General features: G+C 41.2%; 19 protein-coding genes and 1 pseudogene. 13 read left to right on the forward strand and 7 right to left on the reverse strand.

Annotation, left to right across the window (positions count from 1 at the left end):
* The first annotated feature begins 115 nt into the window (after positions 1-115).
* Both MP387_RS06950 and thrS read left to right on the forward strand, forming a co-directional pair.
* Positions 116-742, forward strand: a pseudogene (locus tag MP387_RS06950) (AAA family ATPase).
* Positions 743-752: 10 nt separating this feature from the next.
* Positions 753-2,696, forward strand: coding sequence for a threonine--tRNA ligase (thrS, locus tag MP387_RS06955; RefSeq protein ID WP_242745888.1), 1,944 nt, complete (start codon positions 753-755; stop codon positions 2,694-2,696).
* A 47-nt stretch (positions 2,697-2,743) separates the two neighbouring features.
* Here thrS and MP387_RS06960 read toward each other — a convergent pair whose 3' ends face one another.
* Together MP387_RS06960 and MP387_RS06965 are read right to left on the reverse strand one after the other, a co-directional pair.
* Positions 2,744-3,718, reverse strand: a complete 975-nt coding sequence (locus MP387_RS06960; protein WP_242745889.1) for a sensor histidine kinase — start codon at positions 3,716-3,718, stop codon at positions 2,744-2,746.
* Positions 3,711-4,388, reverse strand: coding sequence for a response regulator transcription factor (locus tag MP387_RS06965; protein ID WP_242745890.1), 678 nt, complete (start codon positions 4,386-4,388; stop codon positions 3,711-3,713). The genes MP387_RS06960 and MP387_RS06965 overlap by 8 nt, the downstream gene beginning before the upstream one ends.
* A gap of 410 nt (positions 4,389-4,798) precedes the next feature.
* On the opposite strand from MP387_RS06965, the gene MP387_RS06970 reads away from it, so the two are divergent.
* The 3 genes from MP387_RS06970 (at position 4,799) to MP387_RS06980 (ending at position 7,419) form a co-directional block, all read left to right on the forward strand.
* Positions 4,799-5,368 (forward strand): TetR/AcrR family transcriptional regulator, encoded by a 570-nt coding sequence (locus MP387_RS06970; RefSeq protein WP_242748058.1) that lies wholly within the window; start codon positions 4,799-4,801, stop codon positions 5,366-5,368.
* Between the two features lie 86 nt (positions 5,369-5,454).
* The gene (locus MP387_RS06975) at positions 5,455-6,231 is read left to right on the forward strand and encodes a ferredoxin reductase domain-containing protein (protein WP_242745891.1); all 777 of its coding nucleotides are present in this window, start codon (positions 5,455-5,457) and stop codon (positions 6,229-6,231) included.
* 111 nt (positions 6,232-6,342) lie between these two features.
* The gene (locus MP387_RS06980) at positions 6,343-7,419 is read left to right on the forward strand and encodes a DUF2974 domain-containing protein (protein WP_242745892.1); all 1,077 of its coding nucleotides are present in this window, start codon (positions 6,343-6,345) and stop codon (positions 7,417-7,419) included.
* A 78-nt stretch (positions 7,420-7,497) separates the two neighbouring features.
* On the opposite strand, the gene MP387_RS06985 is transcribed toward MP387_RS06980, so the two are convergent.
* Positions 7,498-13,905 (reverse strand): YSIRK-type signal peptide-containing protein, encoded by a 6,408-nt coding sequence (locus tag MP387_RS06985; protein WP_242745893.1) that lies wholly within the window; start codon positions 13,903-13,905, stop codon positions 7,498-7,500.
* Between the two features lie 552 nt (positions 13,906-14,457).
* On the opposite strand from MP387_RS06985, the gene MP387_RS06990 reads away from it, so the two are divergent.
* Together MP387_RS06990 and MP387_RS06995 are read left to right on the forward strand one after the other, a co-directional pair.
* On the forward strand, positions 14,458-15,651 hold the full coding sequence (locus MP387_RS06990; protein ID WP_242745894.1) for a ferredoxin reductase family protein: 1,194 nt from the start codon (positions 14,458-14,460) through the stop codon (positions 15,649-15,651).
* Positions 15,652-15,752: 101 nt separating this feature from the next.
* Entirely contained in the window at positions 15,753-16,382 is a 630-nt protein-coding gene (locus MP387_RS06995) for an MBL fold metallo-hydrolase (protein ID WP_242745895.1), read from the forward strand.
* A 104-nt stretch (positions 16,383-16,486) separates the two neighbouring features.
* Here the strand turns inward: MP387_RS06995 and MP387_RS07000 are convergent, their stop codons facing one another.
* Positions 16,487-17,251: a hypothetical protein gene (locus tag MP387_RS07000; protein ID WP_242745896.1), complete on the reverse strand. Its 765-nt coding sequence runs from the start codon at positions 17,249-17,251 to the stop codon at positions 16,487-16,489.
* 88 nt (positions 17,252-17,339) lie between these two features.
* On the reverse strand, positions 17,340-19,232 hold the full coding sequence (locus MP387_RS07005; protein ID WP_242745897.1) for a M13 family metallopeptidase: 1,893 nt from the start codon (positions 19,230-19,232) through the stop codon (positions 17,340-17,342).
* 179 nt (positions 19,233-19,411) lie between these two features.
* Here MP387_RS07005 and MP387_RS07010 point away from each other — a divergent pair, with 179 nt between their 5' ends.
* From MP387_RS07010 to MP387_RS07035, 6 genes are all read left to right on the forward strand, one after another.
* Positions 19,412-20,134, forward strand: a complete 723-nt coding sequence (locus MP387_RS07010) for a metal ABC transporter ATP-binding protein (RefSeq protein WP_242745898.1) — start codon at positions 19,412-19,414, stop codon at positions 20,132-20,134.
* Positions 20,131-20,979: a metal ABC transporter permease gene (locus MP387_RS07015; protein WP_000559774.1), complete on the forward strand. Its 849-nt coding sequence runs from the start codon at positions 20,131-20,133 to the stop codon at positions 20,977-20,979. The genes MP387_RS07010 and MP387_RS07015 overlap by 4 nt, the downstream gene beginning before the upstream one ends.
* Positions 20,980-21,004: 25 nt before the next feature.
* Positions 21,005-21,937, forward strand: a complete 933-nt coding sequence (locus MP387_RS07020; protein WP_206285526.1) for a metal ABC transporter substrate-binding protein — start codon at positions 21,005-21,007, stop codon at positions 21,935-21,937.
* A 121-nt stretch (positions 21,938-22,058) separates the two neighbouring features.
* Positions 22,059-22,553, forward strand: coding sequence for a thiol peroxidase (gene tpx, locus MP387_RS07025; RefSeq protein ID WP_000206539.1), 495 nt, complete (start codon positions 22,059-22,061; stop codon positions 22,551-22,553).
* An 83-nt stretch (positions 22,554-22,636) separates the two neighbouring features.
* Complete coding sequence (locus MP387_RS07030; protein ID WP_242745899.1) at positions 22,637-23,287, forward strand: metal-dependent transcriptional regulator; 651 nt, start codon at positions 22,637-22,639, stop codon at positions 23,285-23,287.
* Positions 23,288-23,395: 108 nt separating this feature from the next.
* Positions 23,396-23,809, forward strand: a complete 414-nt coding sequence (locus MP387_RS07035) for a hypothetical protein (RefSeq protein ID WP_242745900.1) — start codon at positions 23,396-23,398, stop codon at positions 23,807-23,809.
* 30 nt (positions 23,810-23,839) lie between these two features.
* Here the strand turns inward: MP387_RS07035 and dtd are convergent, their stop codons facing one another.
* Positions 23,840-24,283: a D-aminoacyl-tRNA deacylase gene (dtd, locus tag MP387_RS07040; protein ID WP_242745901.1), complete on the reverse strand. Its 444-nt coding sequence runs from the start codon at positions 24,281-24,283 to the stop codon at positions 23,840-23,842.
* A gap of 29 nt (positions 24,284-24,312) precedes the next feature.
* On the reverse strand, positions 24,313-26,529 hold the full coding sequence (locus tag MP387_RS07045) for a RelA/SpoT family protein (RefSeq protein ID WP_242745902.1): 2,217 nt from the start codon (positions 26,527-26,529) through the stop codon (positions 24,313-24,315).
* Positions 26,530-26,618: the final 89 nt, after the last annotated feature.

A 26,618-nucleotide genomic window follows, 5' to 3' on the forward strand; every position in this document is an offset into this window, starting at 1 on the left:
CTACGTTAAAGCCAATCAGAGGTGTCCCTCTTTTTTGAGGAACATAAATGAAGGTGGAACCACGTTGCGACGTCCTTTTATGGATGTCGTTTTTTGTTTGTCAGAAGGAGGTAGAATGATGCTTTATATGATTGGCGGATCGCCTTGTAGTGGAAAATCAACAATTGCCTCACTTCTTGCTAGACGGTATCAACTACTTCATATCAAACTGGATGATTTGATAGAAGAGATGATGAATCAAGCAAGTGCAGACTCACAGCCAATTTGCCTTCTTAGGCAGGATAGAAATCCAGAGCAAATCTGGATGAGAAATCCAGAAGAGATGGCAGTTGAAGAATGGCGCTTTTATGAAGAGATTTTTCCTTATGTAAAATCTTACTTGATAAAAAACTAAGATAGACCTCTCTTGGTGGAGGGGGCAGGACTTTTGCCTCACTTGGTAAAGGAGCTTGAATGCCCAGTATCCTCTTATCTATGCTTGACTCCGACAGCTGATTTTCAAAAAAAGCATTATATACAGAGAGAATGGGTTCCTTATGTCTTAGAGGGTACAACCAACCCTGAACAAGCTTTTAAAAACTGGATGCAACGAGACATTCTTTTTGCTCAAATGGTTCGTAAGGAAGCAGTGAGATTAGGCTATTCTAGCCTCATAACAGATGGTAGTCAATCAGAGAATCAAACTGCGGAAGAGGTTGCTCGGCTCTTAAAATTGTCCAACAAAAATAGAATAAATATTTAAGGAGAACATCATGATTAACATTACTTTCCCAGATGGCGCTGTTCGTGAATTCGAATCTGGCGTTACAACTTTTGAAATTGCCCAATCAATCAGCAATTCTCTAGCTAAAAAGGCCTTAGCTGGTAAATTCAACGGCAAACTCATCGACACTACTCGTGCTATCACTGAAGATGGAAGCATCGAAATCGTGACACCAGATCACGAAGACGCCCTTCCAATCTTGCGTCACTCAGCTGCTCACTTGTTCGCCCAAGCAGCTCGTCGTCTTTTCCCAGACATTCACTTGGGAGTTGGTCCAGCTATCGAAGACGGCTTCTACTACGATACTGACAATACAGCTGGTCAAATCTCCAACGAAGACCTTCCTCGTATCGAAGAAGAAATGCAAAAAATCGTCAAAGAAAACTTCCCATCTATTCGTGAAGAAGTTACTAAAGATGAGGCCCGTGAAATCTTCAAGAACGACCCTTACAAGTTGGAATTGATTGAAGAACACTCTGAAGACGAGGGTGGTTTGACTATCTATCGTCAAGGTGAGTATGTTGACCTCTGCCGTGGTCCTCACGTTCCATCAACAGGTCGTATCCAAATCTTCCACCTTCTCCATGTAGCAGGTGCTTACTGGCGTGGAAATAGCGACAATGCTATGATGCAACGGATCTACGGTACAGCTTGGTTCGACAAGAAAGACTTAAAGAACTACCTTCAAATGCGTGAAGAAGCTAAAGAACGTGACCACCGTAAACTTGGTAAAGAGCTTGACCTCTTCATGATTTCCCAAGAAGTCGGACAAGGTTTGCCATTCTGGTTGCCAAATGGTGCAACTATCCGTCGTGAATTGGAACGCTACATTGTCGACAAGGAGTTAGCTTCTGGCTACCAACACGTCTACACTCCACCACTTGCTTCTGTTGAACTCTACAAGACTTCTGGTCACTGGGATCACTACCAAGAGGACATGTTCCCAACTATGGACATGGGGGACGGTGAAGAGTTTGTCCTTCGTCCAATGAACTGCCCACACCACATCCAAGTCTTTAAACACCATGTTCACTCTTACCGTGAATTGCCAATCCGTATCGCTGAAATCGGTATGATGCACCGCTACGAAAAATCTGGTGCCCTTACTGGTCTTCAACGTGTGCGTGAAATGTCTCTCAACGACGGTCACCTCTTCGTTACTCCAGAACAAATCCAAGAAGAATTCCAACGTGCCCTTCAGTTGATTATCGATGTTTACGAAGACTTCAACTTGACTGAATACCGCTTCCGTCTCTCTCTTCGTGACCCTCAAGATACTCACAAGTACTTTGACAACGATGAGATGTGGGAAAATGCCCAAACCATGCTTCGTGCAGCCCTTGATGAAATGGGTGTTGACTACTTTGAAGCCGAAGGCGAAGCAGCCTTCTACGGACCAAAATTGGATATCCAAGTTAAGACAGCTCTCGGAAAAGAAGAAACCCTTTCGACTATTCAGCTTGACTTCTTGCTTCCAGAACGCTTTGACCTCAAATATATCGGAGCTGACGGTGAAGAACACCGTCCAGTCATGATCCACCGTGGGGTTATCTCAACTATGGAACGCTTTACAGCTATCTTGATTGAGAACTACAAGGGTGCCTTCCCAACATGGCTTGCACCACACCAAGTAACCCTCATCCCAGTTTCTAACGAAAAACACGTGGACTACGCATGGGAAGTGGCTAAGAAACTCCGTGACCATGGTGTCCGTGCTGATGTGGATGAGCGCAATGAAAAAATGCAGTTCAAGATCCGTGCTTCACAAACCAGCAAGATTCCTTACCAATTGATCGTTGGGGACAAGGAAATGGAAGACGGAACTGTCAACGTTCGTCGCTACGGACAAAAAGAAACACAAACTGTCTCAGTTGATGACTTTGTCCAAGCTATCCTTGCTGATATCGCCAACAAATCACGTGTTGAGGAATAAAAAATTAGCACAAAAGCCTCCGATTGGAGGCTTTTTCTCATCTATGTTTACTCAATAACGAGCTTCATTTCAGCGAATTTGATCCGTACGGTTGTTCCTTTTCCGACCTCAGACTCGATGCGAATCTGGTGACCCAGTTCTTCAGAAATTTTCTTAGATAGATAGAGGCCCAGTCCAGATGACTGCTGGGTTAGACGACCATTATAGCCTGAAAACCCACGTTCAAAGACTCGGAGCACATCGCTGTTTTTAATCCCGATTCCCGTATCCTTGATACAGAGCTCCTGACCTTCCATATAAATCTCTAACCCACCTTTCTTGGTGTACTTGAGACTGTTTGAGAGGATTTGTTCAACGACGACCAACAGCCATTTCTTATCAGTCACGATGATTTTGTCAAGGTCATGGAGATTGAGCGTCAGTCCTTTTTGGATAAAGAAAAGGGCATACTTACGAACCACTTCCTTCACCAGATCCTCCACTTGAACCTTTTCAAATACCAAGTCATCGTGGAAGCTCTCCAAACGAAGATACTGCAACACCAGGTTGGTATAGGAGTCAATCTTAAAGATTTCCTGTTCAAGTTGCTGCTTGACCTCACGATCAGAAACTTCTGATACCAAGAGACGACTAGCCGCAATGGGAGTCTTGATCTGGTGAACCCATAAGGTGTAGTAATCCAGCAAATCCGTCAGCTTACTCTGAGCTTCCGACTTCTTTTGATACAATTCAGACTCCCGCTCTTCGAGTTTCTCTGCTAGCGCACATTCCAAAGGAGACTTGGGGTCTCTCTCAGCATAGAGTACTTCCTGCCGGTAAACCTGAGCTTCTGCAAATATATCCCAAGCCAAAAATAAGAAGGTCAAAAAACTACTGAGCAGAAAGAAATAAAGAAAATAAGTTCCTAGACTAGCAAATAAAAACTGAAAGAGAAAGACGAGAAAGCCTAATGAAAAAATATAGGTAAAAACGCGACTGCGAGAACGCAGATAGGCTAGAAAAAATGGTTTCCAATCAAGCATGTTTCAGTCCGTATCCTATCCCTTTCTTGGTTTCGATAAAGGCAGCTAATCCTTGTTCCTCAAGCTTTTTGCGCAAACGAGCCACATTAACAGACAGGGTATTGTCGTCGATAAAAAAGTCGCTGTTCCAGAGTTCCCGCATCAGGTCATCACGGGCTACAATATTGCCCGCATGTTCAAACAAAACTCGTAAAATTTGAAATTCATTCTTGGTTAAGCTCAGAATTTTACCCTGATAGTGCAGGTCCATAGACTTGGTATTGAGAATCACACCTGCATACTCTAGCAAACTTTCATCTCGTCCAAACTCATAGGAACGGCGCAACAAACCCTGAACCTTAGCCAAAAGAACCTGCTGGTCAAAAGGTTTGGTCACAAAGTCATCCGCCCCCATATTGATCGCCATGACGATATCCATAGCCTGATCTCTCGAAGACAGAAACATGATAGGTACCTTGGAAATCTTGCGAATCTCCTGGCACCAGTGATAACCATTAAAAAGAGGCAGACCAATATCCATGAGGACCAGATGAGGTTCCGACTGGACAAATAAACTCAACACTTCCATAAAGTCTTCTACCAAAACGACTTCAAATCCCCACTCAGAGAGCAATTTCCCAACTTGTTGCCGAATAACTTGGTCATCTTCCACTAGTAAAATCTTGTGCATGCGCTCCTCCTTTGCTATTTTTCAAAGTATCAAAACCCTTCATATCAGATTTACGGATCAGTATCTCATACTGTTTAGAAGCCTATTTCCCAAATCCAGATAAGAAAACAGATGCTAAATAGAGAATAATCCCATTGATATCATACCTTATTTTTAACTATAGTTCCAGCCTTATCCTATATTTCCCTTTTTTGTGCTCATTTGGTCCGCGTTTCTTTTACTTAAGGAATAGATTTAAAATGAGTAATCTCATTAAAATAAATGCCTTGTAAATTTATGTTACTCCTCTGTTGATAAAAGTAATCACTTTAAACAACTAGATCTAGCTTTCTTATTGACAAGTCAGATAGGATTTGCTAGAATATGAATGAACAGATTGATTTATTCATTCATGAAACAAAGGAGGTTAAATCATATTGGACAAAAAACAATCTTTAAAAACAGCGGCCTATGAAGTTTTTTCGAAAAAAGGTTACAAGGCGACAGGGATTTCAGAAATTGCTAGACAAGCTGGTATGGCAGTAGGCTCTTTTTATAACTATTACGAGAGTAAAGAAGCCATTTTTCTAGACATCTATATTGATGAAAACAACCGTGTTCGCCAATCTATGATCGAAGAACTGGATTGGGAAATTGACATGACCGACCTCATTAGTCAACTCTTTGCTCAGTCCAGAACTCTCGTTTCTTCTAATAAAATCCTTGCAGAATGGTACAATCCTGCCATCGCAGATGAGTTGCACAACTATTATTCTTCAGAAGAAGGCAAAGTCGCAAATCCATTTCATCAGTTTCTTGTTAAAACTTTTACAAATCGTATGCAGGCTGAAGGGTATTCTCCAGAAAAGATTCAAGAGATTTTACAAGTTTACAACCTATTTTACTACATGGATATGCATATCACAGAAAAAGATTTTCCAGATATTGGCAAAACTGTCGAAATACTTGCAACCAACTTCATAAAAGGAGTTCTAAAATAAAGAAGATGGACTTCTTTATTTTTTGGAAATGTATGAATGAATTTATTTTGCGTTCATTCAGCAATTAAAATTAGGAGTCATAAAAAATGAAAAGAGGTAAAAAAATGTTTATTATCATTCTATCAACACTTGGATTACTAGCCCTTATAACTTGGGGTGCCATCGCCTATCTTGGACGAAGTCAGACATTATCGATAAAATCCATCGAAAATCCCGGCGGAGATTTGTATTTAATTCACATCACAAAACCGAGTCATCAAACCTGGAAAGCTGGGGCTTATGCTCAGTTTAAGCTCCCTGATACGTCGTCCGCTGCTAGGAAAAACGAAGCTAAGGGAGAGCAGACCAGTCGATGGCTAACCATTGCCTCCACACCTGATGAAGATGAAATCCTCATTTTAACGCATAATAGTGGTAGCCACTTTAAGGAAACCTTGACACATTTACCGGCTGGCAGTGAGATTGAGATGAGTTGGCTGGATTCCTCTTTGACTGTTAAAGATACGAATCAGCCACTAGTTTGCTTTGCATCTGATGTTGGTATTTCTGCTCTACGCCCCCTTATCAAAGAATGGGCTGGTAAAGCTCCAATTATTCTCAACCATTTTGACAAAGGAGTTACTATTTTCGATAATGAGATGAAGGAACTAGCTCAAAACACATCGAATTTTACTTATAAAACTAGCGATGAATTTTCTCAAAGTCAAGCATTTTTAAAACGTGCTATTGATGAATACGGCAATCAAGCCAGCTATCTCATCACAGGTCAGCCTGATGATGTAAATGAGATGAAGAATTTTTTAAAGGAAAATGGGATTGATAGCAAAAACATACAAGTAAGCTCGTTTAGAGGTTTGAAATAGGAGCAATCTATCTTCTATGTATTTCAATCAAACCCTACTAGGTCATTCGAACACGCCCACTAGCTAATTCTAGGTAAATGTGATAGGATAAACATAGAGAAAGGAGCTTTTATGGCCAATATTTTTGACTATCTCAACGATGTAGTCTTTGATTCCTTTTATGACCTCCCCGTGAATGAGTTAGATGTTCTTGCCTTGACCGAATTAACCTACCTTGCTTTTGATGATGTAGTTACCCAAAAACCCCAGCGTCTCATAGATCTTGCACCTCAAATCCCTAGAGACACGACGATGTTGACCAATAAAAACCGTCTCCAGTTGTTGGATCAGCTCGCTCAACACAAACGCTTTAAAAATTGCAAGCTCTCAGACTTTATCAACGATATCGATCCTGAATTGCAAAAACAGTTTGCGGCTATGACTTATCGTATCAGTCTCGATACCTATTTGCTTGTTTTTCGTGGGACGGATGATAGTATCATCGGTTGGAAAGAAGATTTCCATATGACCTATATGAAGGAAATCCCTGCTCAAAAACATGCCCTCCAGTATTTAGAGAATTTTTTTGCCCAACACCCCAACCAAAAGCTTATCTTAGCAGGACACTCAAAAGGGGGCAATCTAGCTGTCTATGCTGCCAGTCAACTTAATCCAAACTTGCAGAAAAACATTGTCGCTGTCTATACTTTTGATGCCCCTGGGCTTCACAAGGAACTAACCGAAACACCTGGCTATCAAAACATGATGGAAAGAACGAAAGTATTTATCCCACAAGGTTCTATCATCGGGACGATGCTGGAAATTCCGGATAAAAAGATCATCGTTCGAAGCAGAGCTTTAGGTGGCCTTGCTCAGCACGACACCTTTAGTTGGCAGGTTGAAGACAAACACTTTGTCCAACTGGACGAGACCAATAGTGACAGCCAGCAAGTCGATACAACCTTCAAGGAATGGGTTGAGACGGTCCCTGATACTGAACTGCAGCTCTACTTTGACCTCTTTTTTGGAATCATTCTCGATGCAGGCATCTCCTCTATCAACGATCTTTCTTCCTTCAAGGTCATTGAACACGTTCACCATCTCTTTGTCCAAGCTCAATCCCTCACTCCTGAAGAAAGAGAAACCATGGGACGACTAACCCAACTCTTGATTGATACCCGTTACCAAGCTTGGAAAAATCGAGAATAGACAAAAACCAACTAATCTAATGATTAGTTGGTTTTTTTAAGAAACTAAAGGATACTACTTAGAATCTCGAGTATAGAATTAGTCTTCTTTTTTCTTGCGAGACACAAGTCCAAATCCGCTCATCAAACCAAGTACTCCTAGAGCTGCCAAAGCTGCATGATCTTCCATACCAGTATTAGGTAATTCTTTGGTTGCTTTAGTAGTTGGAGATTGCTCAGTCGGTTTTTGTTGAGGGGCAGTAACAACTTTCTCATAAACGTGTTCTGTGTCACCGTTTGGAAGTTTCTTGGTCTCTACGAAGCGGTAGCCTGGAATATCTTTCTTAGGTTGTTCACCGTCTTCGCTTGGATAACCTGGAATCTCATTCCCTTCCTTATCCTTGTGACTAGTCTTCACTTTTTCGTAGACATGCTCTGTGTCGCCGTTTGGAAGTTTCTTAGTCTCTACGAAGCGGTAACCTGGAATAGCCTTCTTAGGTTGTTCACCGTCTTCGCTTGGATAGCCTGGAATCTCGTTGCCTTCCTTATCCTTATGACTAGTCTTAACCTTCTCATAAACGTGTTCTGTGTCACCGTTTGGAAGTTTCTTAGTCTCTACGAAGCGGTAACCTGGAATATCTTTCTTAGGTTGTTCACCGTCTTCGCTTGGATAGCCTGGAATCTCGTTGCCTTCCTTATCCTTATGACTAGTCTTAACCTTCTCATAAACGTGTTCTGTGTCACCGTTTGGAAGTTTCTTAGTCTCTACGAAACGGTAACCTGGAATTTCCTTCTTAGGTTGTTCGCCGTCTTCGCTTGGATAGCCTGGAATCTCGTTGCCTTCCTTATCCTTGTGACTTGTCTTCACTTTTTCGTAGACGTGTTCTGTGTCGCCGTTTGGAAGTTTCTTAGTCTCTACGAAGCGGTAGCCTGGAATATCTTTCTTAGGTTGTTCACCGTCTTCGCTTGGATAACCTGGAATGTCATTCCCTTCCTTATCCTTATGACTAGTCTTAACCTTCTCATAAACGTGTTCTGTGTCGCCGTTTGGAAGTTTCTTAGTCTCTACGAAGCGGTAGCCTGGAATATCTTTCTTAGGTTGTTCACCGTCTTCGCTTGGATAACCTGGAATCTCATTCCCTTCCTTATCCTTGTGACTAGTCTTCACTTTTTCGTAGACATGCTCTGTGTCGCCGTTTGGAAGTTTCTTAGTCTCTACGAAGCGGTAACCTGGAATAGCCTTCTTAGGTTGTTCACCGTCTTCGCTTGGATAACCTGGAATCTCATTCCCTTCCTTATCCTTGTGACTAGTCTTCACTTTTTCGTAGACATGCTCTGTGTCACCGTTTGGAAGTTTCTTAGTCTCTACGAAACGGTAACCTGGAATTTCCTTCTTAGGTTGTTCTCCGTCTTCGCTTGGATAGCCTGGAATGTCATTGCCTTCCTTATCCTTATGACTAGTCTTAACCTTCTCATAAACGTGTTCTGTGTCGCCGTTTGGAAGTTTCTTAGTCTCTACGAAACGGTAACCTGGAATTTCCTTCTTAGGTTGTTCGCCGTCTTCGCTTGGATAGCCTGGAATGTCATTCCCTTCCTTATCCTTGTGACTAGTCTTCACTTTTTCGTAGACATGCTCTGTGTCGCCGTTTGGAAGTTTCTTAGTCTCTACGAAGCGGTAACCTGGAATATCCTTCTTAGGTTGTTCACCATCTTCGGTTGGATAACCTGGAATGTCATTCCCTTCCTTATCCTTATGACTGGTCTTAACCTTCTCATAAACGTGTTCTGTGTCGCCGTTTGGAAGTTTCTTAGTCTCTACGAAGCGGTAACCTGGAATATCCTTCTTAGGTTGTTCACCATCTTCGGTTGGATAACCTGGAATGTCATTCCCTTCCTTATCCTTATGACTAGTCTTAACCTTCTCATAAACGTGTTCTGTGTCGCCGTTTGGAAGTTTCTTAGTCTCTACGAAGCGGTAACCTGGAATATCCTTCTTAGGTTGTTCACCGTCTTCGGTTGGGTGGCCTGGAATGTCATTGCCTTCCTTATCCTTATGACTAGTCTTAACCTTCTCATAAACGTGTTCTGTGTCGCCGTTTGGAAGTTTCTTAGTCTCTACGAAGCGGTAGCCTGGAATATCTTTCTTAGGTTGTTCGCCGTCTTCGCTTGGATAACCTGGAATGTCATTGCCTTCCTTATCCTTATGACTAGTCTTAACCTTCTCATAAACGTGTTCTGTGTCACCGTTTGGAAGTTTCTTAGTCTCTACGAAGCGGTAGCCTGGAATATCTTTCTTAGGTTGTTCGCCGTCTTCGGTTGGATAACCTGGAATGTCATTCCCTTCCTTATCCTTATGACTGGTCTTAACCTTCTCATAAACGTGTTCTGTGTCACCGTTTGGAAGTTTCTTAGTCTCTACGAAGCGGTAGCCTGGAATATCTTTCTTAGGTTGTTCACCGTCTTCGCTTGGATAACCTGGAATGTCATTCCCTTCCTTATCCTTATGACTAGTCTTAACCTTCTCATAAACGTGTTCTGTGTCACCGTTTGGAAGTTTCTTAGTCTCTACGAAGCGGTAACCTGGGATATCTTTCTTAGGTTGTTCACCGTCTTCGGTTGGAACTAATGTATTCCCCTTAGTATCTACAAATGAAGTAATTGGACGTACAGTTGGAGTGTATTTTGCAGTTATTTCTGTTCCGTTCTTATCAACTCGTTTGACTGTAACTCCTGAAGCCTTCCCAACAAAGTCTTTTTCTGGTGTGAAAGTTACCACACCATTTTCATCAATGGTATAAGTTCCTTCTCCCGGAACAACTTTCTTAGTTGTGCCATCATCAAAGGTTGGTTTAACACTTTCATCAATTTCAACAGTCTTCTCTACACCGTTTACTTCAACTTTACCACCAGTAAAAGTTGGTGTACCGTTTTGTGTTTGTCCTTTAGGTCCTTCAGACTCATCATCTGTAGAAGTTGGTTTAACAGGTATTACAGTTGGAGTATACGTTGCTGTAGCAGTTGCTGTAATATCCGTATCATTAGCACCTTTTCCTAATTTTGCAGTAAGTGAAACTGTTACAGGTGTAGCTGTACCAGTAAATGTCTTCAATGGAACAAAAGTTACTTCGCCTGTTTCATTATCAATTGAGTAGGTACCCTGACCATCAATTGTTAGAGTATCAACAAACCCACCTGTTTTTGGATCTACTAACTTAGAAGGCGAAGAAGCACTTGGTTTTACTGGTGATCCATCTCCAACAGATGTAAAGGTTGGAGTTTCTTTTTGAGTAGCACCTTGAATATCAGTCGAAGTCACATTATGTCCTTCAATCGTATCAGTTACTGTAATATGGTAGGTTGTTGTAGCGGTTGATGAATCAACCCCATGATCAACTCCCGACTCAGTTCCACCGATTGTTGCTTCAGTAGTGTAATTTCCATTGCTATCAATGACATCAATCTTAACAGTATATACTCCTACTTCATTTAAGCTATATCCACTAGCAATATTATAGTTATTTGCATCTTGTTTAGTATCAAATACTTTTTGAACTCCTGAAGGCGATGTTACTGTGATTCGAGTAATATAAGTAGTTTTTCCATATTTAGTATCTTCAGAGTCTGAGATGCTTACTGCAGCTTTTGCTTCATTACGAAGGTCAACAGCTGTACCTTTTGTTGAAGTATAATCTTGTGAAGTTGCTGTTGGTTTTGTATTTACAACCGTTGCCACGTCCGTATTTGTGGCAATCGTCCCTCTAATAATACCACCAAATCCAGACTTAGTATGAACTTCCCAAGAGTCATTTCCTAGTTTAGTAGCGGTCACTTCTGTTCCATCAGACGACGCCCAGGTATTCGAATGTTTATCGTAAGTGACAGTTACTGACATTCCATCTCCTACCTGATTAGTATTCTTAGAAACATAAATCGTTTCTGGACGAGTTGGCGTTTCTACACTTGTCACTTTCCCAGCACTATCCAGCTGTCGGATGTACTCGTAGATATAAAATTTCATACCACCGTCTTGCTGAGCTTCTGTGTACACTTGACGTTTAGTCCATCTTGTCGTACCATCACCATTCAGTGTTTTACTTTCAGCATAGTCGCCAGGTAACTCCCAGTGTCCGGTAGCCTTATTAAAAGTAGCAGTATGTTTTTGCCCATCCGTTCCATTTAACTCAACTTGTTCACGTAAGAAAGTTCCCTTAACATTTTCAACAGATGCTTCCACTTTAATATTGTCCACACCAACTTTGGCAGTTGCCTCTGATGCCACAGGAATATTAAAGACTGTATCTGAATCAACAGTACCTAATTCTTGATTCTCAGAAACAGCTGTGTTGGTTGAATCACTGTCTACGAGCCATTTGCCGTTAACTGCTTTTAGATTGGTTACAGTACCATCCGGCATTGTTATCTTAGCACTTGATGCACCTTTAGAAATTTTAACTGGTACAACCGTTGAGTAAGTTTCAACGTTTTGAACCTCAACCTTTGGTTTCACCACTACTGTTACAGTAGCATGTGCTTCTTGTCCAGATTGGTTCCAGACATTATTATTAGCCAACTTATCATAATCTTTTGCAAATATAGAGACTGTGTAAATTCCTGCTTCAGTTAATTTTCCAGAAATGATTCCTCTCCCCATATTCGTTTGATCAGCAGCTTGCTCATCAGAAGTACTGTTTGCAACACTATAGCTAGTACCTGGAATTAGGACTTTAGAATCATCTAATTGTTCACCAATGGTGTTATATCCTGAAACTCCTGTCACTGCTCTAGAAAATCTTTGAGGCACTCTTACAACTTTTCCTTCAACCGTCGTGTAGTTATAAGTTCCTCGACTATTTGCTGGTGTTGCACTGGCACCTGATTCGTCATAGAATTGAATGTTTACATTAGCATCATCACCTACTTTACGATCATAACGCTCAGAGTCTGACTTTATTTTAGGAGGCGTGCTATCTTGCCACCCGACCCAACCAGCACGAAGATTCTGAATTTGGAAAGTTACTGTTCGACCATCTGTATTGGTCGCAGTAATATTAAATCGTAAATCATAAACTCCATTTTCAATATCCGCTATAACTTTTCCTTGAATTGTGTCTGTTTCTGAATCGTATGTCAATCCCGGTACAAGGTTAGTTGGTGTTACAGAGGTAAGACTCCAACCAGCTTGCTTAGCTTTTTCTGTAACTGCAATACGATCTTTCAGACCTTTAATATAAACTCTGTCAACTCCTTGTTCATACCCATAGCCATAAATTTCTGTAGCTAGGTATTCATAACCACCGTTAGCAGAGTATATTGAAGTCGCAGCGTTTGAAATTCTTGACCCATCCGCACGGATTTTATTTCTCCAAAGTGGTGCTTCTTCAGCTAACTTTTTAGCGGCATCAGGGGTTAATGGATAGTCTACACGTCCTTTGTTGTTATGACCAGTTTTTCCACCTTGTTCTGTATGCATCCCATTTCCAGCATTTGTATCATTGCCAACTCGCTGATTAGAATAGACCTCTATCTCTAACCCTGTAGCATCAGTACCCGTAATTAATTTAATTTCTTGGACTGGAATCGTATAGGTATCCTTACCTGTATGATTTGAAGCATTTATTTCTGAGACACGAGAGACATTTGTCCCTTCTTCAGCATAGAAATCTTGAGCAGCCAAAGCTACTCCGAAGTTTCCGTCTTTTCCAACTCCCGCTTTTTTCAGATCATTGTAGACAGCAAGAATGGAATCATTTAAGCGTGACAATTGATCATTGATTTGTTTAGCTGTAAGGGCATCATTCGCTAGGACTTTTTTAGTTTCTGCAATAACTTCTTTATTATTAGCTATCGCCGCCTCAATTGCCGCTTTGTTTTCAGCCTCAAGCTTATTTTTCCGGATTGCTTCAGTTGCTAAAACATTGGTTACCTCAGCTTCAGAGGTGACTTGTTCTAAGACTTTTTTAGCTTCTTGGACTGGTTTGACAGTTTCTTTTGTTTCTTTTGTTTCTTCTGCTTTTTCTGTAGATTCCGTTATTTTCCCAACTTCGACAGACTCAGCAAATACCGTAATTAAATCTTTAATCTTAGCAAGTTCAGTATCCACTTCCTCTTGCTCAACTATCTCTTTTGAGATGACAGATTTCGCAGAATCTAATAGTTCTTTAGCAGATGTTAGTACCACGTCATCTATATTCTTTGCAGTATTTACTTTCTCTTCAAGTTCTGTAATTTTTTTAACTAAATCCGTTTTATCAACCGTCTTAAGGGCAACTTCTTTTTCTTTTTTTATCGAATTTTCGGGTGTTTTTGTTTCCGTAGAAGATTCCGTATTCAATGTCGATGTTGAAACAAGCGTAGTATCTGCTCCTTGAAGTTCCATCGCTGATACTGCTCCATTGCCCAAAAACATCAAACCTGCTGAAATTGCTACTGATGCTACTCCTAAACTATACTTTCGAATCCCGTATCGAATGTATTTCTCCGTTCTAAAATCCTGTTGTTTACTCTTCATAAGAAAAACAACCTCCCTATTTTTATTATATCGATATTGAAATATAGAAAAACAAAATTTCTTTCTCTCTTAAAAAAGGCTTTTAAATTTTGATATTTCAAAAGGATTATATCCTCATATTCAATATGCATATTCATACTAACATTTTCTGTTCTCTTTTTCAATATTTTTAATAATTTTATTTTAGAAAAATACAAAAATAATTTAATGGTAAATACTTTAAAAAACCAATATATATGTAGGTTTACAGCGTGTAAATTCCCGAAACAATTTATCTTATAATTAAATAAAATACAATTTAATGTATCAATTTATTTTTTAGAGTCTTGTAGAAGTTAAATTTTCCCAAGCCTTACATTGTTATAACAAAAAATTTTCTATAAGAAGTGCATAAATTTAACAGTATATTTCTTAGCCATTATTTATAGATTATCATGAAGATTTGACTTAGAGGCCTAGAACCTAAACCTTGACGACAGATTCTTTTTTTGTTAAAATGTAACAAATCTTATTACATCTAATATAAGATAAATCTATGAAAGGACTTCTACCATGAAATCATTAAAAGGTATTTTATTTATCGGACTTAGTATGCTTCTGACCATTCTAGCTTGGCTCAGTTCAGGTGCTAGTCAGTTTCTAATCCCTGGTTTGGCTCTCACTACCCTCTCTCTTACTTTTATACTAGCTAGCCGTATACCCCTGCTTGAGGCTTGGTTTAACGGACTTGAAAAGATGTATCTAGCTCATAAATTCACGGCTTTTCTATCCATTCTCCTACTAACCTTACACAACTTTAGCATGGGCGGTCTCTGGGGTTCGCATTTGGCCGCCCAGTTTGGAAATATCGCTATCTATATCTTTATCAGCATTGTTCTGGTTGCCTATCTGGGACAATATATCCAGTATGAAGCATGGAGATGGATTCATCGATTGGTTTATCTAGCCTATATCTTTGGTCTCTTTCATGTTTTGATGATTATGGGAAATCGCCTCCTCTCCTTTAGTTTCCTAGGTCTTATCTTTGGAATCTATGCTATTTTAGGCTTGCTTGCAGGTTTTTATATTATTTTCCTTTATCAAAAGATCGGTTTCACCTATCTTGGAAAAATCGTAGGAATCAAACGCCTCAACCACGATACGACTGAAATTGCAATAGAGCTCAGTCATCCTTTCACCTACGAATATGGACAATTTGCCTTTCTAAAAATTTTCCAAAAAGGTTTTGAGTCTGCTCCACACCCTTTCACCATCTCAGGAGGGCAAGGACGAACACTTTATTTTACGATTAAAAACTCTGGCGACCACACTAAGAATATCTATGACAATCTTCAAGTTGGTAGCAAGGTTGCGGTTGATCGCGCCTATGGACATATGACTATGAAACATGGTCCAAAGCAGCAAATCTGGATCGCAGGTGGAATTGGAATGACTCCTTTCATCTCTTATATCCGAGAACACCCTATCCTAGACAGAAACGTCCGCTTCTACTATAGTTTCCGTGGAAAGGAAAATGCTGTCTACCTAGATCTACTTCGTGACTACGCCCGTCAAAATGCTAACTTTGACCTGCAGCTGGTCGATAGCAATGAAAAAGGATACCTGACTTTGGATCAAGAAGAAATCCCTGACCAGACTACAGTCTATATGTGTGGACCTCTTCCTATGATGAAGGCCCTTGCCAAGCAAATCAAGAAAAAGAATCCCAAAGCAAAACTCATTTACGAAGGTTTCAAGTTTAAATAAGATCATTGTCCCTCTAACACAAAAGAGGGACTTTCTTTTCACTTTATTTCCCTCTTCTATGCTATACTTAGTTTAGTACATTCTTTGAGATTGGAGCCAGTATGAAAATCCATAAAACCGTGAATCCCGTTGCTTATGAAAACACTTATTATCTGGAAGGAGACCAACACCTGATTGTGGTTGACCCAGGTAGCCATTGGGAAGCTATTCGCAAGACTATTGAGAAAACCAACAAACCAGTCTGTGCGATTCTCCTGACCCACACCCACTACGACCATATTATGAGTCTGGACTTGGTGCGTAAGACTTTTGGAAATCCTCCAGTTTATGTCGCAGAGAGTGAAGCATCTTGGCTTTATACTCCAGTCGATAATCTCTCTGGTCTCCCTCGTCATGATGATATGGCAGATGTCGTCTGTAAACCAGCAGAACACACCTTTGTCTTTCATGAGGAATACCAGCTTGAGGAATTTCATTTTACTGTTCTACCAACCCCAGGCCACTCTATTGGCGGTGTTTCCCTAGTCTTTCCTGACTCCCATCTAGTCTTGACCGGAGATGCCCTATTCCGTGAGACCATTGGACGGACAGACCTTCCTACAGGCAGCACGGAACAACTCCTCCATAGCATTCAGACGCAACTCTTCACTCTTCCTAACTACGATGTCTATCCTGGGCATGGTCCAGCTACGACCATCGCTCACGAAAAGACCTTTAATCCCTTTTTCTAGCAAGCAAAAAACCAAGGATAATTTCCTCGGTTTTTTTGTAGCTTCTATTTTTATGTTAATATTTGCTCAGAAGAATCAATATTGACTAGAAAAGTAATTCAAAACTAATTAGCCGGATTCAATTCTTTCCAACCAATGTTAGACAAATCAAGCTTTTCAGAAGAAATATCTAAAACTTGCTCTGCTTTTTCGTTGCCACCGATTTGAATAGTTGCTTCTTTAATCTTCTGCACTCCATTTTTATCAAACGAATATAGAGCCAGATTCATTTCTGGACGAGTTGACTGCCAGTCTGCATAAGAGACTTGACCATTTTCATAAATATCAAATCCTGAGCGAAAACCACCTGCAGAAGCTATATATGCTGTGTGAAGTAAGCTAGGTTTTTGATTTTCCAAATAATAAATGGCTGAAACAAATTTTTCATCACCAATAAGCAACTCATCTTGACCATCCTTATTCAAATCAACAATTGCGTATTTCCAATCGGGTGCATTTTGATAACCCATTCGAGAGAAAACTAGGCCATATTCTTCTGAAGTAATCTTATCTTGTTTATTTTCCTTGTATAAATCTTCTCTATTACCTTGTTTTAAAAGGTCTGTAAAGTGACTATAGCGTTCAATCACTTCTTTATATAAATCTTGTCTAGTTTCTTTCTTATTTTCAGCAGTCGATTGCGATTCCTTGGTTGACGAGTCACTAGTATTTTCAACCTTTGCTTCTGTTGATACACTAGTCTTATCGTCTTCAGAGACAGATGATAGTGCAGATGAAGGTTCTGTATTGTTCCTATTTTTATTGAGACCACAAGATGCTAGAACTGAAATCGAAAAAATAGCTGATAGCATCATTAAAAATTTCTTCATGTTAACCTCGATAGCATTGCATTTTCAGATTGATAAACTTCAAAAATGAACCATCAATTTCAAGATGATACTTGGTTAGGGACTTACTTTACCAAATAATCACACGGTCCTCTGGTGAACGCCACATACCATCGCCTTCTTTGACATCATAGGTTGTAAAGAAGTCATCAAAGTTTGGCACTTGGACATTGACACGGAGCTTAGCTGGCGCGTGCACATCGACACTGGCCATGAGTTTCATCAACTCTGGACGGCCTTTCATCCGCCAGATACGAGCAAAGTTGTGGAAGAATTCTTCAGCAGAGAAGTCTGCTTCTCTCTTGGCAGCTTCAAGGGCTGCAGCAATTCCTCCTAGGTCGGCAACATTTTCTGATACGGTCAGTTTCCCATTGATAGTGGCACCGTAAGACTCTTGCCCGTCAAACTGGTCAATGACCTTCTGCGTTTTTTCTTTAAAGGCTGCATAGTCGCTTTCTGTCCACCAGTCTTTGAGACTACCATTTTCATCAAAGGACGCACCATTTGTGTCAAATGCGTGAGAGATTTCATGGGCAATAACAGCACCAATACCACCGTAGTTAGCAGAAGACGACTGATGCAAGTCATAGAATGGAGCCTGTAAAATAGCAGCTGGGAAGACAATCAAGTTCTTCTGAGGATTGTAGTAAGCATTGACCATATGAGCTGGCATGCCCCATTCCTTGTAATCAACAGGCTGGTTCCACTTGCTCCAGCTGTGCTTGATTTCCACACGCGCAAAGGCTAGAGCATTCTCAAAGAGAATGGCAGTTTCGTTCACGACTTTGTCCTTGTAGCGTTCTGGCAATTCCTCTGGATAACCGATATAAGGTTTGATGACATTGAGTTTGACAATGGCCTTGTCACGCGTTTCAGGCGTGAGCCAGTCGTTCTTAGCCAAGCGTTCCTTATAAACGTCAATCATAGTAGCTACTTTTTTCTCTACGTCAGCCTTAGCTTCTGGAGAGAATTTTTCATGCGCGTACCAGAGACCCAGAGCTTGCTTGAAAGGTCCTTGGGCCAAGTGATAGGCTGCCTTAACCTTGTCCTGAGCTTCTGGAACACCTGAAAGAGCACGTCCGTAGGCACCTGACAAGACACGAATCTCGTCTGTGAGATAGCTTGTTGAGAGATTGACCACACCCAAAATCAAGGTTGCTTTGAGTAGAGGCCACGCTTCATCACTATAAAATTGATCTGCTGCTTGCCAGAAACGTTCCTCGTCTACGATAACCTTATCTGGAGTTTGTCCAAGAACTACTTGGAAGAAGTCATCTAGAGGTAGGGCAGGGGCAAACTTTTTGAAATCTTCATAGGCATATGGATGGTAAAGTTTGGCATATTCTGAACTTTCTTCGTTAGAAAGCACCACAGCTGCGATACGACGGTCCAATTCCAATCGTTTCTCTAGTAAGTCTGCGATTTCCTCATCTGAAAAATCATAGGCTTTGAGTAGATTCGTAGTACTTTCCTTCCAAAGAGTCAAGAGTTCCTCGCGCTGAGGATGGTCTTCGGCGTAATAAGTTGTATCTGGTAAAATCGTCCCTGGTGCACTTGCCCAGAGAACATTGGTTCTGGCATCCATAAAGTCTGGTGATACACCAAATGGAAGGAAGTTTGGCTTCCCTGCTAGTTCAAACTCTGCCAGTTTGCTGGTGAAATCTGCAAAACTCTCCAAATCTTGGTATTCCTTGAGCATTGGCAAAACAGGCTTGATCCCATCTGCTTCTCTCTTGTCAAAATCACGTACCATACGATGGTACTTAACAAAGTTTGCGAGGATGGCATCCTCTGGAACATCCTCACCTGCCAACCACTTGTCCGTAGTCGCCAGCATCAACTCTTCAATTTCCTCGTCAAGGTCAATAAAACCACCTGTTCGAGATTTGTCAGCTGGAATGACAGCTGTTTTTTCCCATTCGCCATTGATTGCATCATAAAAATCGTCTTGATAACGTGTCATCTTGTTCTCGCTTTCATTTTTTCACTTATTCTTAGCTTAGCAAAAAACACTTGGGAATGCAATTAAAAATGGTTTCTCTTTTTTCTTCATTTTTCAGTTATTATTTTAAATTTTTCAAAAATTAACTTGACTTAATTTTTTTTTTAAGGTATATTAAAAGGCAGGAGGAATACAACTGTATGATACGTATCGAAAACCTCAGTGTCTCCTACAAAGAAACGTTGGCACTAAAGGATATTTCACTAGTGCTCCAAGGACCAACTATTACCGGAATTATTGGTCCAAACGGTGCTGGAAAATCAACTTTATTAAAAAGTATGTTGGGAATTATCCCACATGAAGGTCAGGCCTTTCTCGATGACAAAGAAGTCAAGAAATCTTTACATCGGGTTGCCTATGTCGAGCAAAAGATCCATATCGACTACAATTTCCCTATCAAGGTCAAGGAATGTGTTTCACTGGGACTCTATCCATCCATACCGCTCTTTCACACCTTAAAAGCCAGCCACTGGAAAAAAGTGGCAGATGCACTTGAAATCGTTGGACTTTCAGACTATGCTGATCGCCAAATCAGCCAGCTCTCAGGCGGACAATTTCAACGTGTGTTGATTGCCCGTTGCTTAGTGCAGGAAGCTGACTACATCTTTCTAGATGAGCCATTTGTCGGGATTGACTCGATCAGTGAAGAGATTATCATGAATACGCTGAGAGACCTTAAAAAAGCTGGTAAAACAGTTCTCATCGTCCATCATGACCTCAGCAAAGTCCCCCATTATTTCGACCAAGTTTTGCTTCTCAATCGAGAATTGGTAGCTATTGGTTCAACTGAAGAAACCTTTACCGAAGCCAATCTTAAGAAGGCCTACGGTAGCAAACTCTTTTTCAATGGAGGTGACCTATGATAGCAGAATTTATCGATGGATTGCAACATTTCCATTTCCTACAAAATGCCTTGATAACAGCTATTGTCATCGGGGTGGTTGCTGGTGCTGTGGGATGTTTTATCATCCTACGTGGTATGTCTCTCATGGGAGATGCCATCTCTCACGCAGTTTTGCCCGGCGTAGCCCTTTCCTTTATCCTGGGAATTGATTTCTTTATTGGAGCCATCATCTTTGGCTTGATGGCTTCCATCATCATTACCTACATCAAGGGTAACTCTATCATCAAGAGTGACACTGCCATTGGTATTACCTTTTCATCTTTCTTAGCCTTAGGTGTCATCTTGATTAGTGTTGCCAAGAGTTCGACAGACCTCTTCCATATCCTTTTTGGGAATATCCTCGCTGTCCAAGATACGGACATGTGGATCACCATTGGTGTGGGTGCATTGATTCTCTTGATTATCGGGATTTTCTTTAAACAACTATTGATTACATCCTTTGACGAACTCCTGGCTAAAGCCATGGGAATGCCCGTCAATTTCTACCACTATCTGCTCATGGTGCTCTTGACCCTTGTGTCAGTCACTGCCATGCAAAGTGTTGGAACGATTCTTATCGTGGCCATGTTGATTACCCCAGCTGCGACGGCTTACCTTTATGCGAATAGCCTAAAGAGCATGATTTTTCTTTCATCAACCCTAGGGGCAACCGCTTCTGTTTTGGGACTCTTTATCGGCTATAGCTTCAATCTCGCAGCAGGATCCAGCATCGTGCTCACATCTGCCAGCTTCTTTTTAATCAGTTTCTTTATCTCTCCAAAGCAACGATACTTGAAACTAAAAAATAAAAAAATCAATAAATAAGGGGAAACCCTTCTGGAGGAATCTAATGAAAAAATTAGGTACATTGCTTGTTCTTTTTCTTGCTATCATTGGATTAGCTGCCTGTGCTAGCGGAAAAAAAGACACAGCATCTACAAACCAAAAACTAAAGGTTGTAGCAACTAACTCTATCATCGCTGATATTACAAAGAATATCGCTGGTGACAAGATTGATCTTCACAGTATCGTTCCTGTTGGTCAAGACCCACACGAGTACGAACCACTTCCTGAAGACGTAAAGAAAACTTCTCAAGCTGATGTGATTTTCTATAACGGGATCAATCTTGAAACTGGTGGCAATGCTTGGTTTACCAAATTGGTCGAAAATGCCAAGAAAACTGAAAACAAGGATTACTTTTCAGTTAGTGACGGCGTAGATATCATCTACCTTGAAGGTCAAAACGAGAAAGGCAAAGAAGACCCACACGCTTGGCTAAACCTTGAAAATGGGATAATTTATGCTAAAAATATCGCTAAACAGTTGATTGCAAAAGACCCTAGCAACAAGGAATTCTACGAAAAAAATCTCAAAGACTATACTGAAAAACTAGACAAACTAGACAAGGAAGCCAAAGAGAAATTTAACAATATCCCTGCTGAGAAGAAACTCATCGTAACCAGCGAAGGATGCTTCAAATACTTCTCTAAAGCCTACGGAGTTCCAAGTGCCTACATCTGGGAAATCAACACAGAAGAAGAAGGAACACCTGAACAAATTAAGACCTTGGTTGAAAAACTTCGCCAAACAAAAGTTCCATCACTCTTTGTTGAATCAAGTGTCGATGACCGTCCAATGAAGACTGTTTCACAAGACACAAACATCCCAATCTACGCACAAATCTTTACTGACTCAATTGCTGAAGAAGGGAAAGAAGGCGACAGCTACTACAGCATGATGAAATACAACCTTGACAAGATCGCTGAAGGTTTGTCTAAGTAATCCATTAAAAACGTCGTTCTCACATGAACAGGCGTTTTTTATCTCTTAATTTCCAGTCAAATCATTGGAAAAATCTGACAATTCTCGGTAAAATAAAAGAAAAAAAGAATGGAGTAGTTTCATGACCACTTTTCTCGGAAATCCTGTAACTTTTACAGGTAAACAACTGCAAGTCGGAGACAAGGCACTTGACTTTTCTCTTACGACAACCGATCTCTCTAAAAAAACGCTAGCTGACTTTGATGGGAAGAAAAAAGTCTTGAGTGTTGTCCCTTCTATCGATACTGGTATCTGCTCAACGCAAACACGTCGATTCAACCAAGAACTAGCTAACCTTGACAATACCGTCGTTCTTACTGTTTCTATGGACCTACCATTTGCCCAAGGACGCTGGTGCGGGGCTGAAGGCCTTGACAATGCCATCATGCTTTCAGACTATTTTGACCATTCTTTCGGGCGCGATTATGCCCTCTTGATCAACGAATGGCATCTCCTTGCACGTGCTGTCTTTGTTCTCGATACTGACAATGTCATCCGTTACGTAGAATACGTTGACAACATCAACACGGAACCAGACTTTGAAGCTGCTATTGCTGCAGTGAAAGAACTGGACTAAAATCAAAGCCATTAGGGCAGAAGGCTAGAGAAATCTAGCTTTTTTTGATATACTAGATGGAGAGAAAAGACAAGAGGAAACGAATGACGCCAAATAAAGAAGACTACCTAAAATGTATTTATGAAATCGGTACGGAGATGCAGAAAATCACCAATAAGGAAATTGCTACCCGTATGCAAGTCTCTCCACCTGCCGTAACAGAGATGATCAAACGCATGAAAAGTGAAAATCTCATCCTCAAGGATAAGGAGAATGGCTATCTATTGACAGATATTGGGCTCAAACTAGTCTCCGAGCTCTATCGCAAACACCGGTTGATTGAGGTCTTTCTAGTTCACCATCTCGACTATACCAGTGATCAGATCCACGAAGAAGCTGAGGTCCTAGAGCACACTGTATCTGACCTCTTCGTAGAGAGACTGGATAAACTCCTGGGCTTCCCTAAAACCTGCCCCCACGGAGGAACCATCCCAGCCAAGGGAGAGCTCCTGGTCGAAATCAACAACCTACCTCTAGCAGATACCAAAGAAGCCGGTACCTATCTCCTGACTCGGGTTCACGATAGCTTTGATCTGCTCAAATACTTAGAAAAGCATGAGATTCATATCGGTGACCAAGTCCAAGTCAAGCAATTTGATAATTTTTCCAATACCTTTACACTGGTCAACAAAGGTGAAGACCTCCAAGTTAGCATCGATATCGCCAAACAACTCTATGTCGAAAAAATCAACTAAGCCCTTATTCCTGAAAGAAATTCCTTTCAGGGATTTTTTATTATTTTAGTTGTAAGTTCCATTCGTTTGGTGTAGAATGAAGCTAGATAAAAGAGGGGAGGTCTTCCTATGAAAAAGCTCTTTAGAATCCATTTTGCAGCCATTGTAGTCATCGATTTGCTACTGTTGGTAACTTTCAGACCCCGATACGAACTTTCTTTGGAGAGAGGTCTGATCTTTTGCTTCATTTTCATCCTTGCTCAGGGACTACTGCTGTCTCGCTTACTCTTCCGACTCAAAAAACATTTCTCTGAGATTTATCCTCAGATGAACAAAAAAATTCGCTTCTACTATTTAGGAGTGCTCATCAGCGATTTTCTATTATTTGTCTTTTTAGCAATCACTGGCCCTCAATATTTCTACTCTCTTACTCCAGTCTTTACTTCCTGTCATTCTACTTTATATTATATGACGGCTAGCTACCTAGGAGAAAACTATCCCGACTTTTACAACAAACATACCTCTTTATGGGAGTGTCTATAAACAAAAACCAAGCCAGCTGGCTTGGTTTTCTTATCTATTTTTAGTATCAAGGATAATGGTGACTGGTCCGTCATTGACCAGCTCCACCTGCATATCCGCTCCAAAGATACCTGTCTGAACAGGTACTTCCTGTGCTAGCTTTTGATTGAGAGCATCATAGAAATCTGATGCCATATCTGGCTTGGCTGCACCTGTAAAGGCGGGACGATTGCCTTTCTTGGTATCCGCAAAGAGGGTAAACTGGGAAATAGAAAGGATTTCCCCCTTGATATCCTTGACAGATAGGTTCATCTTGCCTTCTTCGTCTGAAAAAATCCGCATGTTAACAAGCTTTCTCACAGCATAGTCCAGATCTTCCTCCTGGTCCTCTGGGCCAACACCGACCAACAATAAGAGTCCTTGATTAATTTTTCCATGAACCTGACCTTCGATACTGACTTGGGCTTTTTTAACCCGTTGGATAATGATTTTCATAATAGCCTTTCTAGTAAGAGCTAGGATAATTAGCCATTAGTCCGTTTAACAGCGTAAACCTCTGGCACACTCTTAATCTTGTCCACGACTGTGGTCAGTGTAGAGAGGTTGGAAATACCAAAGGAGACATGGATATTAGCAAATTTCATATCCTTGGTTGGTTGAGCATTAACGGTTGAGATATTCTTAGTTGTGTTTGAGAGAACTTGTAAAACATCATTTAAGAGCCCTGTACGGTTGAGACCATAGATATCGATGTGGGCAGTGTATTCCTTGCTTGAGAATTGATCTTCCCACTCCACATCAAGGAGACGTTGCTCGTAGTTTTCTTGGGCACGGAGATTCATACAGTCCACACGGTGAATAGCCACACCGCGTCCCTTAGTAATGTAGCCGACAATGTCGTCACCCGGCACTGGATTGCAACACTTGGCAATCCGAACTAGGAGACCTGAAGCACCTTCAATGACCACGCCACCCTCATGCTTAACCTTGAGGGTTTCTTTGTTCTCAACCTTAACTTCGCCACCTTTGACAAGCTCTTCTGCCTCCGCCTTGGCCTTAGCGCGTTCTTCCTCACGACGTTCCTTTTCGGTCAAGCGGTTAAAGACGGTAATAGCGCCAATTTCTCCAAAACCAATGGCTGCGTAGAGAGCCTCCTCTGTCTTGTAGCTGGTCTTTTGAAGAACCTCATCCATATGGCGCTTGTCCATGAATTTATTGGCTACATAGCCGTTTTCTTGGAACTGGGCCATCAACATCTCACGGCCCTTGTTAACGGATAATTCCTTGTCTTGATTTTTAAAGAACTGACGAATCTTGTTGCGCGCCTTGCTGGTCTTGACCATGTTGAGCCAGTCACGACTCGGACCAAAGGAGTTGGGGTTGGTGATAATTTCAACCTGATCCCCTGTCTTGAGCTTGGTTGTCAGCGGAACCATACGGCCATTGACCTTGGCACCAGTCGCTTTTTCACCGACTTTGGTATGGATTTCATAGGCAAAGTCAATCGGTCCTGAATCTTTTGGTAGGGAGCGAACCGCACCATCAGGAGTAAAGACGTAAATCTCCTCCGCCAGATAGTTTTCCTTAACAGAGTCCACAAATTCCTTGGCATCATCAGCCTGGTCTTGGAGCTCCATCATCTCCTTGATCCAGTTCATTCCAATAGCAGATTCCTTGCTGTTGACCTGCCCTTTAATGCCTTTCTTATAAGCCCAGTGAGCCGCAACCCCATACTCAGCCACTTCGTGCATTTCCTTAGTCCGAATCTGGAATTCAATCGGCCCTTTTGGCCCATAAACAGTTGTATGGATAGACTGGTAACCATTGGCCTTACGATTGGCGATATAGTCTTTGAAGCGGCCTGGCATGGGTTTCCAAAGTTCATGCACATAACCCAGCATAGCATAGACATCACTCTGGGTATCTAAGATACAGCGAATGGCAATCAGGTCATAAATTTCCTCAAAGCGTTTCTTCTTATCCTGCATCTTGCGGTAGATCGAATAGATATGCTTAGGACGACCATAGATTTTCCCTTTGAGATTGCGTTCGGTAGCATAGTCCTCCAACTTGGTTACGACTTCGTCGACCAGAGCCTCACGTTCTCTGCGCTTTTCCTTCATCATGTGGGTGATCTTGTAAAACTCAGTTGGATTGAGATAACGGAAAGATAGGTCTTCCAACTCCCACTTGACACTGGAAATCCCTAGACGATGAGCAAGTGGTGCATAAATTTCCATGGTTTCTCTGGAGATACGCTCTTGCTTGTCCTTTCGAAGGTGTTTGAGAGTCCGCATATTGTGCAAACGGTCCGATAATTTAACCAAGATAACACGGATATCCTCTGACATGGCCATAAGCATCTTGCGGTGATTTTCAGCCAATTGTTCCTCGAGTGATTTGTACTCAACCTTACCAAGCTTGGTCACCCCATCAACGATAATCCGAACATCATGACCGAACTCTCTCTCCAAATCATCCAGTGTCGCATCTGTGTCTTCAACCACGTCATGCAAAAAACCACAGGCAACGGTTACGGCATCCAGCTTGAGCTTAGCCAGAATGCCTGCTACCTGAATGGGATGGATAATATAGGGCTCACCTGATTTCCGAAACTGCCCACTATGACAATCAACTGCGTAAATCAATGCTTTTTGTACAAAAGCAACGTCTTCCTTTGTTAAATATTCTTTCGTTAAAGCGACTACCTGATCGCCCGTCAAATTCACTTCTTTCGGCATCTATACTCTCCAATTCTTCCTACCATTTTATCACTTTTTTAAGGATATGAAAACTAGAAAAGCCTGTTTTTATACCAATAACAAGCATT

This window comes from Streptococcus oralis, from assembly GCF_022749195.1.
Classification (GTDB): Bacteria; Bacillota; Bacilli; order Lactobacillales; family Streptococcaceae; genus Streptococcus; species Streptococcus oralis_CI.

Coding starts and splice junctions, on each gene's coding strand:
- MP387_RS06980 (WP_242745892.1), top strand. CDS start 6,343: ATGGCCAATATTTTTGACTATCTCAACGATGTAGTCTTTGATTCCTTT.
- dtd (WP_242745901.1), bottom strand. CDS start 24,283: ATGAAAATCATTATCCAACGGGTTAAAAAAGCCCAAGTCAGTATCGAA.
- MP387_RS07005 (WP_242745897.1), bottom strand. CDS start 19,232: ATGACACGTTATCAAGACGATTTTTATGATGCAATCAATGGCGAATGG.
- MP387_RS06990 (WP_242745894.1), top strand. CDS start 14,458: ATGAAATCATTAAAAGGTATTTTATTTATCGGACTTAGTATGCTTCTG.
- MP387_RS07020 (WP_206285526.1), top strand. CDS start 21,005: ATGAAAAAATTAGGTACATTGCTTGTTCTTTTTCTTGCTATCATTGGA.
- MP387_RS06960 (WP_242745889.1), bottom strand. CDS start 3,718: ATGCTTGATTGGAAACCATTTTTTCTAGCCTATCTGCGTTCTCGCAGT.
- MP387_RS07035 (WP_242745900.1), top strand. CDS start 23,396: ATGAAAAAGCTCTTTAGAATCCATTTTGCAGCCATTGTAGTCATCGAT.
- thrS (WP_242745888.1), top strand. CDS start 753: ATGATTAACATTACTTTCCCAGATGGCGCTGTTCGTGAATTCGAATCT.
- MP387_RS07010 (WP_242745898.1), top strand. CDS start 19,412: ATGATACGTATCGAAAACCTCAGTGTCTCCTACAAAGAAACGTTGGCA.
- tpx (WP_000206539.1), top strand. CDS start 22,059: ATGACCACTTTTCTCGGAAATCCTGTAACTTTTACAGGTAAACAACTG.
- MP387_RS07015 (WP_000559774.1), top strand. CDS start 20,131: ATGATAGCAGAATTTATCGATGGATTGCAACATTTCCATTTCCTACAA.
- MP387_RS07045 (WP_242745902.1), bottom strand. CDS start 26,529: ATGCCGAAAGAAGTGAATTTGACGGGCGATCAGGTAGTCGCTTTAACG.
- MP387_RS06975 (WP_242745891.1), top strand. CDS start 5,455: ATGAAAAGAGGTAAAAAAATGTTTATTATCATTCTATCAACACTTGGA.
- MP387_RS06995 (WP_242745895.1), top strand. CDS start 15,753: ATGAAAATCCATAAAACCGTGAATCCCGTTGCTTATGAAAACACTTAT.
- MP387_RS06985 (WP_242745893.1), bottom strand. CDS start 13,905: ATGAAGAGTAAACAACAGGATTTTAGAACGGAGAAATACATTCGATAC.
- MP387_RS06965 (WP_242745890.1), bottom strand. CDS start 4,388: ATGCACAAGATTTTACTAGTGGAAGATGACCAAGTTATTCGGCAACAA.
- MP387_RS07030 (WP_242745899.1), top strand. CDS start 22,637: ATGACGCCAAATAAAGAAGACTACCTAAAATGTATTTATGAAATCGGT.
- MP387_RS07000 (WP_242745896.1), bottom strand. CDS start 17,251: ATGAAGAAATTTTTAATGATGCTATCAGCTATTTTTTCGATTTCAGTT.